General features: G+C 65.0%; 8 protein-coding genes and 2 pseudogenes. 4 read left to right on the top strand and 6 right to left on the bottom strand.

Going from position 1 to position 11,016, the window contains the following annotated elements; genetic code table 11:
- From BKG60_RS04255 to BKG60_RS04240, 4 genes and pseudogenes are all read right to left on the bottom strand, one after another.
- Positions 1–186 (bottom strand): annotated as a pseudogene (locus BKG60_RS04255) (enoyl-CoA hydratase); the annotation flags it as partial.
- A complete protein-coding gene (locus BKG60_RS04250) occupies positions 183–1,625 on the bottom strand; it encodes an aldehyde dehydrogenase family protein (protein WP_242671571.1) in 1,443 nt (480 codons plus the stop codon). The gene BKG60_RS04250 and the pseudogene BKG60_RS04255, both read right to left, overlap by 4 nt.
- Positions 1,622–2,728: a zinc-binding dehydrogenase gene (locus BKG60_RS04245; RefSeq protein ID WP_070946989.1), complete on the bottom strand. Its 1,107-nt coding sequence runs from the start codon at positions 2,726–2,728 to the stop codon at positions 1,622–1,624. Before BKG60_RS04245 ends, BKG60_RS04250 begins: the two co-directional genes overlap by 4 nt.
- 11 nt (positions 2,729–2,739) lie before the next feature.
- The gene (locus tag BKG60_RS04240; RefSeq protein WP_070946990.1) at positions 2,740–4,326 is read right to left on the bottom strand and encodes an acyl-CoA synthetase; all 1,587 of its coding nucleotides are present in this window, start codon (positions 4,324–4,326) and stop codon (positions 2,740–2,742) included.
- Positions 4,327–4,429: 103 nt separating this feature from the next.
- Between BKG60_RS04240 and BKG60_RS04235 the strand changes: the two genes are divergently transcribed.
- From BKG60_RS04235 to BKG60_RS04225, 3 genes and pseudogenes are all read left to right on the top strand, one after another.
- The gene (locus BKG60_RS04235) at positions 4,430–6,355 is read left to right on the top strand and encodes a flavin-containing monooxygenase (RefSeq protein WP_070946991.1); all 1,926 of its coding nucleotides are present in this window, start codon (positions 4,430–4,432) and stop codon (positions 6,353–6,355) included.
- Positions 6,352–7,239: an SDR family NAD(P)-dependent oxidoreductase gene (locus BKG60_RS04230; protein WP_070946992.1), complete on the top strand. Its 888-nt coding sequence runs from the start codon at positions 6,352–6,354 to the stop codon at positions 7,237–7,239. Before BKG60_RS04235 ends, BKG60_RS04230 begins: the two co-directional genes overlap by 4 nt.
- A 53-nt stretch (positions 7,240–7,292) precedes the next feature.
- Positions 7,293–8,336 (top strand): annotated as a pseudogene (locus BKG60_RS04225) (HNH endonuclease signature motif containing protein); the annotation flags it as partial.
- On the opposite strand, the gene BKG60_RS04220 reads toward BKG60_RS04225, so the two are convergent.
- Complete coding sequence (locus BKG60_RS04220; RefSeq protein WP_070946993.1) at positions 8,279–8,629, bottom strand: transposase; 351 nt, start codon at positions 8,627–8,629, stop codon at positions 8,279–8,281. The pseudogene BKG60_RS04225 and the gene BKG60_RS04220 sit on opposite strands and share 58 nt — an antisense overlap.
- Before the next feature lie 31 nt (positions 8,630–8,660).
- Here BKG60_RS04220 and BKG60_RS04215 point away from each other — a divergent pair, with 31 nt between their 5' ends.
- A complete protein-coding gene (locus tag BKG60_RS04215) occupies positions 8,661–9,380 on the top strand; it encodes an inositol monophosphatase family protein (protein WP_070946994.1) in 720 nt (239 codons plus the stop codon).
- A 95-nt stretch (positions 9,381–9,475) separates the two neighbouring features.
- Here BKG60_RS04215 and BKG60_RS04210 read toward each other — a convergent pair whose 3' ends face one another.
- The gene (locus tag BKG60_RS04210; protein ID WP_070946995.1) at positions 9,476–10,723 is read right to left on the bottom strand and encodes a TetR/AcrR family transcriptional regulator; all 1,248 of its coding nucleotides are present in this window, start codon (positions 10,721–10,723) and stop codon (positions 9,476–9,478) included.
- Positions 10,724–11,016: the final 293 nt, after the last annotated feature.

Genomic DNA, 11,016 nt, shown 5'->3' with positions numbered 1-11,016 from the left:
CGAGAAGGTCTTGCCCGCACCGGTGAGGATGACGGCACCCACGGTGTTGTCGGCGTTGACCGCATCCACCTTGTCCTCGAATGCGGCGATGACGTCCTTGCCGGTGATGGCATTGCCGACCTCAGGCAGGCTGATCGTCCAGATTTGTACCGGTCCGTCGGTGTGGACGTCGAGCGGTGAGGTCACGCATGCTCCTTGAGCTGAAGGGATTTGGTCTGGAGATACTCCTCGAAGCCGAACCGGCCCAGTTCACGGCCGATCCCGGACTTCTTGTACCCGCCGAATGGGGCGGTCGGGTTGTAGGCGCCGCCGTTGATGTCGAGCTGGCCGGTCTGCACCTGGCGGGCGAAGGCGATGGCGTCGTCGTCGGTGGCGGCCCACACTGCACCCGACAATCCATAGGGGGTGCCGTTGGCGATGCGCAGTGCATCGTCGGAGTCGGTGAAGGGCGTCACCGCGAGCACGGGACCGAACACTTCTTCCTGACCGAGTTCGGACTCGGGATCCACGTCGGCGAAAACTGTTGGTGCCACGAAGTACCCGACGTCGCGGATCGGATCCGCGCCTCCGATCAGCAACCGGGCACCGTCGCGCTGGGCGCGCTCGATGAAGCCACGAACGGTGTCGAACTGCGACCGCGACGCCGATGGTCCGATCCGGGTCGCCGGGTCGCGCGGATCACCCACCGTGTATCGGCTCACAGCGGATTCGATCAGGTCCAGGGCCTCGCCATACCGATTCTGCGGCACCAGCATCCTGGTCCAGGCCATGCACGTCTGCCCGCCGTTGAGGAAGGCATTGCCCACGCCGACCTTGACGGCGGTGGCCAGGTCGGCGCCGTCCAGGATCACATTGGCCGACTTGCCGCCGAGCTCGAGGGCGACCTTCTTGATCGACTGGCCTGCCAGTTCTCCGACGCGTGCACCCACACCGGTGGACCCGGTGAACGAGATGAAGTCGACGTCGGGATGCGAGGCGAGACGTTCGCCGATCACCCGACCGGGGCCCGAGACGAGATTGATGGTCCCCGGGGGCAGGCCCGCCTCTTCGCAAGCTTCGACGAAGGCGAACACCGAAAGAGGGGCTTCGTTACTGGGTTTGAGGATTACTGGACACCCCGCGGCGATGGCCGGGAGCACCTTGGCGACCACCTGGTAGAGCGGGTAATTCCACGGCGTGATGGCCCCGACGACGCCGTAGGGCTCTCTCAAAACCAGCGAATTGCCGATGCGCTCTTCGAACTCGAAGGTTTCCAGCACATCGGCGAAGCCCTTGGCCACCGCCAGTGGCACCTGCGTCTGCACCGTCTGCGAGATGCGTACGGGGGCACCCATCTCGGCGGTGATGAGATCGGCGAACTCGGGCAATCGCTTCTCCATGGCGGCGATGACCCGCTGCACCCGGTCCCGGCGTTCGGCAACGGTGACGAGCGGGTCGAACGCCTGCCGGGCCGCAGCCACGGCGGTGTCGACATCGGCGGCATCGCCATTGGGCACATGGCCGATGACGGCTTCAGTCGCGGGGTCGACGACTTCGATGAACCCGTTCCCGGCGGGCGTGGTCCAGCGACCGTCGATGAACAGTCTGTCGTGTTCGAAAGTAGGCACTGTCATCCTTTTGCTCATGGTGCGATGCTGGCGCGGACGTCGCGCTTGCCGTCAGCTGCGCTGAACGCTTCGTTGATGTCGTCGAGTGAGTACGAGGCCGCGGCGAGTCGCTCGAACGGCAGATGGTGTTGATGGAGGTCGAGGAAGGTCAAGGCGCGGGACAAGACTGCCGGGTCATACAGGGAGACCCCGACCATGGTCTTGTTGGTGAAGACGAACCGTGACGGGTCGAAGGCGAAGGTCTGGCCGATGTTGATGTTGCCGATCTCGACGTAGCGGCCGAACTGGGCGAGCATCTGGAGTCCCTCGTCGATGGCAGACGGGTGTCCGACAACCTCGACCACCACGTCGGCGCCCTGGCCGTCGGTCAACTTGCGTACTGCTTTGGCACGGTCCTTGGGCGTGGCGACCTCGTTGAGGTCGATCACCGAGTCGGCTCCGAATGCGTTTGCCAGCTCGAGTCTTTCGGACACGCCGTCGATCGTGATGACGTTGGCTGCGCCGCGCGCTTTGGCGACGGCCACCGCGTAGAGACCGAGTGCACCGGCTCCCTGAACCACGACGTGCTCACCGAGCTGCAGGTCGACGCGTTCAAGTCCGTACATGACCTGTGACAGCGCGCAGTTCGCGCCCGCGGCGATGTCGTCGCTCAGGGTATCGGGAACCGTGTAAATCACTGCGCCGGCAGGCAACAGGTAGTAGTCGCCGTATCCGCCGACGAAATAGGGCGGTTCGTCGGCGCGGCCCAACATCGCCATTTTCAGGTTCAGGCAGGCGTTACGGCGCCCCGCCAGACAGTTACGGCACGTGTGGCAGCAGTAGAAGTACGGGAACACCACTCGCGTGCCTTCGGCCAAGGGCTTGCCGTTGGAGTCGGCGGATACTCCGTCGCCCAGCACCTCGATGGCGCCCACCATCTCGTGACCCAACACGGTCGGTAGCTGTCCACCCAAGCCGCGCGTGGCGAAGGTGCCATGCCAGGCATGTACATCTGAACCGCAGATGTTCGTCCGCAGGACCCGGACCAGAATTTCCCCGGGCCCGACGTCAGGCAGGGTGACGGTTTCGATCTGGAATGGCTTGCCGGGCTCGTCGAATCGCGCGATCCGTCCCTTGTACATCGTGTATCCCTTCAGTTGCTTGTGAATTCGAGACCGAAACGCTGCCGCAGATCACGTTTGAGCAGTTTGCCGCTGGGGTTCTTCGGCAGAGTATCGACGAAGAACACCTGTTTGGGAGTCTTGAAACCGGCCAGATGCTCGCGGCAGTGCCGCAGGATGTCTTCTTCGGTCAGGGTGGTGCCGACACGAGTCACCACCGCCGCGACGACCGCTTCGACCCAGACCGGGTGTGCCACGCCGAATACCGCGACCTCTTCGATGCCGTTGTGCCGGTAGAGAATCTCTTCGACCTCGCGGCTGGCGACATTCTCGCCGCCGGTTTTGATCATGTCCTTCTTGCGGTCGACGACGTGTAGCAGGCCGTGCTCGTCGTAGTAGCCCAGGTCGCCGGAATGGAACCAGCCGCCGGCGAAGGCCTGGGCTGTCTTATCTTCGTCGTCGAGGTAGCCCAGCATCAGATGCGGGCTGCGGTGAGCGATTTCGCCGACGGTGCCGGGCGTGACCGGCACGTCGTTGTCATCGAGGATGATCGTTTCGACGTTGACGACAGGTCGGCCGGCCGCCCCCGCGTGGGCGTCCTGCTCGGCTGGCCCCAGGGCTGAGGCCAGTGGGGCCATCTCGGTCTGGCCGTAGAAGTTCCACAGCCGCAGATTGGGTAGACGCCTGCGCATCTCGTGCAGGATCTCGGTAGGCATCGGTGAGGCGCCGTAGTACCCCTTGCGTAGGCTGGACAGGTCGACCTCGTCGAACACGGGACAGCGCAGCAGGCTGATCCACACCGTCGGTGGCGCAAAGTAATTGGTGACGCCGTGGCGCTCGATCGTCCGCAGTACCAGCTCCGGATCCGGCCGAGGCAGGATGATGCTGGTGGCACCCAGGTAGATGTCGGTAGCCAGGAAGTTGTCCAACTGCGCGCAGTGATACAGAGGCAGGGAGTGGATCTCGACGTCGTCGCCGGACATCGAGCCGGCCACGATGGTGCTGATGTACTGCCACATCAAGCTGCGGCTACTGTGCATCACGCCCTTGGGTCGGGATTCGGTGCCGCTGGTGTACATGACCCGCAGCAGCTGATCGTCGTCGATTCGGCAATCGGGAACGTTCGCGGTGGTGGTGAGCCATTCGGCGAAATCAGGCCAGTCGCCCGGACCTGACTGGCCGGAGGCGACGAGTGCTGCCTTCGTGCGAACTGCTGTCCCCACGGCCATGGCCTGTTCGGCCACCGGGATCAGGTCGGCCTCGACGACGAATCCGGCGGCCCGGCTGTGGCCGAGGATGTACGAGATCTCCTCCGGCAACAGCATGAAATTGATCGGAACCAGCACCACGCCGGCGCGGGCGGTGGCGAAGGCCAGCACCGCGTACTGCCAGCAGTTGCGCGACAGCAATGCGAGTCGGTCGCCGGGGAGTAACCCGTTCTCGTGCAATGCGGCGGCGGCGCGATCCACCAGGTGATCGAACTCGGCAAAACTCAGGGCGACGTCGCCGTCGATGATGGCTGTCTTCTCAGGTTGTTTACGCGCCGACCGGCGGGGGATATCTGCGAGGCTGTGGCTACGGGCCCGGGCGATGACGGCGGCAAGGTCGTCGGAATGCATGGTCGGCAGAGTAGGCACGCCGCCTGCGGCTGCGGTGGTTCGTCTCCCGCTCAGTAGACAGGGAGGGCGCGGCGGGGGCGTCGACCCTTCGATACTCGAAACCATGACCGCTACCACTGAATCCTCGTCACTCGCGGATCGCGCCCCAGACCCAGACGTCCTGCGCGCCCATCTCCTGGAGGCGGACCCTGGTGTCCTGGTCGCGGTGCTGGCGCAGATGACGGGTGATCCGGCGGTCATCGATCGGTACGCATCCAAGATCGATCACGTTCCCGATCCGCCCGAGCGGGCCGGGACAACCGATACCCAGACCGCCGCGCTGCTGGCCGACGAAATCGTCGCCGCGCTCGGCCGGCCGCGTCCCGTTGGCGCGCCGCCGGTAGACGATCGCGAGTTCTTCGTTCGTCTGCTCCCGGTTGCGCTGGGCGGTCCCGTCGGCGACGAGCACGTCGACCTACTGCTCGAACAAGGCGGTTTCCGGCCGTCGCACCCGACGCTGCCGCGCACCACGCCGATTCCCTCGTCCACCACCATGGCGATCATCGGCGCCGGCATCGCTGGTATCGCGGTAGCGCTCGCCGCTGCCGAAGAGGGCGTGCATTTCGAGATCTTCGACCGCAACGATGAGGTGGGCGGTACCTGGCTGACCACAAGGTATCCCGGCATCGGGGTGGATACGCCTTCGGCGTATTACTCCCTGTCGCGCGAGGTGAACCCGGACTGGTCGAATTACTATCCGCAGGGCGCGGAATATCAGGCCTACCTGGTCTCGTTGGCCGACAAGCACGATCTGCGTCGCCACATCCGCTTCGGCACCGAGGTGGAGGCACTGTGGTGGGACGAGCAGCGTCAGCAGTGGGAGATCCACTCCCGTCACGCTGACGGAGCCCGGAGCATCGACTACGCGACCGTAGTCGTCACCGCGGCCGGCTATCTCAACCGTCCGCGATTCCCCGACATCGGGGGACGAGACACCTTCGCCGGCACCAGCATTCACTCCGCGCAGTGGGACCCTTCACTGGAGCTGGCAGGCAAGAAGGTGGCCATCATCGGCGCCGGTTGCACGGCCGTGCAGATCGTCGACGCCTGCGTCGGTGAGGTCGAACACCTGACAGTCTTCCAGCGGCAGCCGCACTGGGTCGCCCCTCGTAGGCGCCTGTCGGATGAAGTCCCCGAACATCGGCGCTATCTGGGCAAAGCGTTGCCCTACTACGCGATGTGGCACCGTCTCAAGTCGTACTGGGGAACGGCGGACAACAACTATCCGGTCATTCTGCGGGACTCCGAGTGGTCCGAAACGCACCTGTCGATCTCACCGGCCAACGATGTGCTGCTCAAGATGTGTCAGGAGTACATCGACCGGATGTTCGGGGCCGGAAGCGAATTGGCGCGGAAGGTGACACCGGATTTTGCTCCGTACGGCAAGCGGATCATCCGCGACCCCGGCGGTTACTATGCCGCGCTGACCCGTGACCACGTCGAGGTGGAGGCCAGTGAACCCGCTCAGGTCAACGAGAGGGGCATTGTCACCGCCGACGGCCGCCAGATCGACCTCGATGTCATCATCTACGCCACCGGTTACCACTTGGATTTCCTGTCCACCATCGATATTCGCGGCCGCGAAGGCAAGACTCTGGTCCAGGAATGGGGCGACAGCCCGCGTGCCTATCGAGGAGGTGCCGTCGCGGGGTTCCCGAATCTGTTCATCACCTCGGCGCCGAACTACAGCCCCGGTCACGGGGCAGGCGCCAACTTTTCGATGGAAGTGCTGGCGCACTACATCGTGGAGTGCCTGCAACTGATGGCTTTGCGCGGGGCGTCGACGATGGAGGTCACCCAACGTGCATACGACGAGTACGTCGCAGGGATAGACGAGGCGATGCAGCGCACGGTCTGGTGCCATACGCCCAACGCTCACACCTACTACCGCTCAGGGTCGGGCCGGGTTGTGGTGGCCACACCGTTCCGACTGGTGGATATCTGGCAGCAACACCGAGCCCCGATCGAAGAGGATTTCGTCCTCCGATGAGTCAGATGCTCTCCGGAAGAACAGCGTTGGTGACCGGCAGTAGTCGCGGCATCGGGCGTGCCATCGCACAGAGGTTGGCGGCGGAAGGGGCGACCGTGGCCGTGACCGCGCGCTCCCAGACTCCGACACCGTCCACGCGGGCTGGTGTCACCGAGGCGATCCCGGGAACGATCGAGGAGACCATCGCTCTCATCGAAGACGCCGGCGGGTCGGCTTTCGGCCTGGCCGCCGATCTTGAAGACAGCGCTGCCCGCGACGGCCTGATCCAGGCCGTGGTCGAGCGCACCGGCAGGCTCGACATCCTGGTCAACAACGCGGGCTATGCCGATTATTCGGTCGTCGAGGACATGCCGGTCGAGACCTTCGACCGCACGGTGGAGCATTATCTGAAGGCGCCGTTTGCGTTGACGAAAGCCGCTGTGCCGCACATGCGTACCCAGGGCGCCGGGTGGATCGTCAACATCGGTTCAGTGACCGGCGTGGCCCCGGTGCGACCGTACCGGGACTACAACAAGACGGCGGGCGACGTGATCTATGCGTCCTGTAAGGCCGCACTGCATCGGTTCACCCAGGGGGTGGCCGCCGAACTGCTGGATGCCGACATCGCAGTGAACTGCGTCGGACCGTCGACGGCCGTGCGTACGCCTGGTGCGGCATCGCTTATTCCGGACAGCTTTCCGACCGAACCGGTCGAATACCTGGCCGAAACGGTACTGGCGATGTGTCACCTGCCCGCCGCGGAGCGGACCGGTCTGGTGGCGTTCAGCCTGCACTACCCGTGGTCGCAACAACTTCCGGTGCACTCGCTGGACGGGAACACGGTACTGCCGCCGCTGCAGCCACCTGCGGCGGCGAATCCGAACATCCTGCCTGCGGGGGTGTAGCAGCGGATTGTTCGGCGCCGATTTTTGTCGGTGGTCGGTGCGATGATGGGGGCATGTCCTCGGTGACAGCTTCTTTGGACGGCTCCCCGGTGTTGCCGGGTGACCGTTTGGAGGTGCTGTTCGAGGAGTTGTCGCAGCTCTGTGGGCAGCGCAACGCCATCGACGGGCGCATCGTCGACATCGTGGCCGAGATCGACCGTGACGAACTGTGCGGGATCACCGGCGCTCGCTCGGTACCGGCCATGGTGGCCTGGAAAACTGGTGTCTCACCGGCCAACGCCGAAACCCTGGTGGCTGTGGCGCGGCGCCGCGAGGAATTCCCCCGCTGCACCGATGCTTTGCGCGAGGGCCGGCTGTCCCTCGATCAGGTCGGGGTGCTGGCCAGGCGCGCCGCGCCCGGTTCGGATACGCACTACATCCAGTTGGCCGAGAACGCCACCGTGCAACAGCTCCGTACCGCGATCAAACTCGAGCCATGCCCCGAACCCGAAGCCAAACCTGAACCGCAGCGGTTCTTCAACAAGGCTGAGGGCGACGGGTACACCACGTGGCGGATCCGGCTGCCTCGGGTGGAAGCAGCGAAATTCGACGCCGCGATGCAATCGCAACGCGATGGGTTGATCGCCGACTGGAGACGTGACCACGGCGAGGATGACCGGGACACCGACGGGGATCGCGGCGAGGGTGTTCAGGCGCGACCGTTCCCTGACAATGTCGACGCCTTCATGAGCCTGATCGAAGCCGGCTGGGACATCGAAGTGGCGCGCCGCCCGCACGGTCAACACACGGCGGTCGCGGTGCATCTGGACATCAAGGACCGCATCGCCGCACTACATCTGGGTCCGGTGCTCACCGACGAGGAACGCCAATACCTCTTGTGTGACGCCACCTGCGAGGTATGGCTGGAACGCAACGGTCAGCCCATTGGCGCGGGACGGGCCACGCGGACCATCAGCCGCCGACTGCGCCGCGCCCTGGAACACCGCGACCATTGCTGTGTGGTTCCCGGCTGTGGGGCAACACGCGGCCTTCATGCCCATCACATCGTGCACTGGGAAGACGGCGGTGCCACCGACCTCGAGAAATGGGTGTTGGTGGCCTCCGAGCGGGCGTTGGACAGCCCGTGATCGAGAGTGTTGCAGATAAGGTCGCGGTAGCGGCGGATGCTGCGGGCGAGGTTGACGAATTCGGGGATACGTGAGTGCGACGCCCACGACAACCACCCGGCCAACAGCGCCCGCCCGTGGGTGCCCTTGAACCGAAACACCTCGCGCAGTTGCTCTTTGAGCAGATAAGCCCGGTAGAGGGTCTTGTTGGTGACGGCGATCTCGGCCAGGCTGGTCTTCTGCTCCCCGCACAGATCGGCCGGATTCTTGCGCACCGCCCACATCGCATGCCGATCACGGATCCCCGCTCTGGTCATGGTCACCGACGTTGACCTGAGCATCCAACGCCACATCACCACCTACCTCCAACAAGTGACCCCCGACATCGACCTACTCGGAGAAGAAAACGCCCACCGCTTCAACCTCGCCACCCCCGAATACCTCTGGGTGCTCGACCCCATCGACGGAACCTCGAACTTCGTTCACGGCCTACCCCTATACGCGGTCTCGTTGGCACTGCTCCATCACGGCCGACCGATCATCGCCGTCACCCGCGCACCCGTGCTCAACCGCACCTACCACGCCATCGCTGACCAGGGGGCCTACCTCAACGACCAACCGATTGGCGCGAGCGCTACCACCGTCCTCACCGAGGCCATCGTCACCCTCGGCGACTATGCGGTCGGAGATGACTCGGCCCGACGTAACCACTACCGGCTGGCGCTCACCTCGGCCCTGGTGCCCCGCGTCGAACGTATCCGCATGCTCGGAACCGCCACCCTGGACCTGGCAATGCTGGCCGAAGGCGCCACCGACGCCGCCGTCATCATGGCAAACAAGCCGTGGGACATCGCCGCAGGAAGCCTCCTAGCCCGCGAGGCGGGCGCGATCGTCACCGACGTCCACGGCCACGCCCACACCCACCAGTCCACCTCGACCATCGCCGCTGCCCCCGGCATCGCCCGCGAGCTGTCCACCATTCTCGACACCCTCAACACCGCCAGTCCTGGTCACCGCGACGACACCGCACGATGACCCACAACCCGTTGCACGGGCGGCTACCTGCGGGCTCTGCTGCGCTCCCTTTGCTTCCGTCCGCTGGCGATCGTCGGCACGCTCGGCTACGTGGCCTACCTGGCCGGCAACGCCGTCCGTAACCGATAACGGCCCAGCAGAGTCAGGTCGATCATGACGGCAACGACGGCTCGGGCCTGCTCGGAATTCTGATAATTCATGAGCCGGCCCAAGTCGATCACCAAGGCCATCGCGGCATGAACCGCGAAACGTGCCTGAGCCGCACTCCATCCCGGACGCACCGGCATCACGACCTCGACCCACGATTCCACGGCTGCGCGCTGCAGGTCGCGGAGGATCTTCTGGTCGGCGGGCGTCATGTTCAGGCGTTCGGTGTAGTAGACGTAGTCCAGCTCCGGCCGGTCGAAGGATCTGGCCACGTAGCCGTCGATGAGGGCGCCCAGCGCCTGTTCGGGGTCATCGGTCGCACTGAGCACGTCCGACATGTCCGCCGACAGCCGGTCGGCGGCCCGGCGGAACCCGGCGGCCAGGATGTCGGATTTGCCCGAGAAGTACCGATAGATCCCCGAGGCGGGCATTCCGACCGCGGCGGCGATGTCCTCCATCGTGGTGTCGCGATAGCCGTTCTGGTTGAACAGGCGCATCGATTCGGTCAGCAGCGCTTCGTATTTCGTGGTTGTCACGGGCGCGGGGGGCGCGGTCACGGGGTCGCCCGGATTCGGAAAGTCAGGCAGTTCAGCGGCCAGCACGGTGTCGCAGATCTCGGCGAGCAGGGCGCGGATCTGCCCGGCCGGCAATTTGGACCGATGGTCGACGACGCTGCCGATCACGCCGAGGACCGCGGTCGACAGGGTCCAGCGGGCCCGCGAGCCCAGTTCGGGCCGCAGCTCCATCAGTGGGCGGTGTATCCGGCGGTGCACCGTGCGGACCTGCGCGTCCAGCGTGCTCTGGTCATCACCGCGCAGATAACGCGCCTCCCAGCGGTACAGGCCACCGGATTCCCGGTTAACCAACGCGGTGTCGCTCAGCGCGGCGACGATCCCGCGCAACTGCTCACGTGGGTCCCCGTCGGCCTCGTCAGCAAACGCCGTCCCATCGACAAGTTGCTGGCTGAGGTTGAGTACGGCGTCGCGAAACAATTGATACTTGCTCGAATAGTGCCGGTACAACGCGGCCGCAGAGATTCCGACCCGCGAGGCGATGGCCTCCATGCTCACGCCGTGGTACCCCAGCGCGCTGAAAGACTCCGCCGAGGCCCGCGCTATCTGGGCCCTTCGGTCTTTCGGACGACGTCGCACACCATCGGCACCACTGTCGATCGACCGGGGCGAGATGCGCGCCATTCCGTCACACTAACCGACCGAACAGCCCGGCGAAAATGGTGGTTCGCCAGAGAATGGATATTAACATAGAGGCCATCGAGGCCGGACGGGGGCAAACATCCAAGCACCCCAAAAACCGTTGTCACAAGATTGGAGCATCTGGCATCAAGAGCGTGGCGGTGTGGCGCACCGAGTTGCAGATCGGGCGACTGCCGGCCGAGTAGGGCCAAGCGGTCGCCGCTGTGGCAATTACACGATCGTCGACGCGCCGCGGGGACCGCAGCGGCTCGCAATCGACACCGGAGCCTGAAATG

The sequence above is a fragment of the Mycobacterium syngnathidarum genome (genome assembly GCF_001942625.1).
Lineage (GTDB): Bacteria > Actinomycetota > Actinomycetes > Mycobacteriales > Mycobacteriaceae > Mycobacterium > Mycobacterium syngnathidarum.
Note: the sequence above shows the minus strand (reverse complement) of the source record. Positions and strands in the feature narration are given on the sequence as shown.

Coding starts and splice junctions, on each gene's coding strand:
- BKG60_RS04230 (WP_070946992.1), top strand. CDS start 6,352: ATGAGTCAGATGCTCTCCGGAAGAACAGCGTTGGTGACCGGCAGTAGT.
- BKG60_RS04235 (WP_070946991.1), top strand. CDS start 4,430: ATGACCGCTACCACTGAATCCTCGTCACTCGCGGATCGCGCCCCAGAC.
- BKG60_RS04210 (WP_070946995.1), bottom strand. CDS start 10,723: ATGGCGCGCATCTCGCCCCGGTCGATCGACAGTGGTGCCGATGGTGTG.
- BKG60_RS04215 (WP_070946994.1), top strand. CDS start 8,661: ATGGTCACCGACGTTGACCTGAGCATCCAACGCCACATCACCACCTAC.
- BKG60_RS04220 (WP_070946993.1), bottom strand. CDS start 8,629: ATGTGGGCGGTGCGCAAGAATCCGGCCGATCTGTGCGGGGAGCAGAAG.
- BKG60_RS04250 (WP_242671571.1), bottom strand. CDS start 1,625: ATGAGCAAAAGGATGACAGTGCCTACTTTCGAACACGACAGACTGTTC.
- BKG60_RS04245 (WP_070946989.1), bottom strand. CDS start 2,728: ATGTACAAGGGACGGATCGCGCGATTCGACGAGCCCGGCAAGCCATTC.
- BKG60_RS04240 (WP_070946990.1), bottom strand. CDS start 4,326: ATGCATTCCGACGACCTTGCCGCCGTCATCGCCCGGGCCCGTAGCCAC.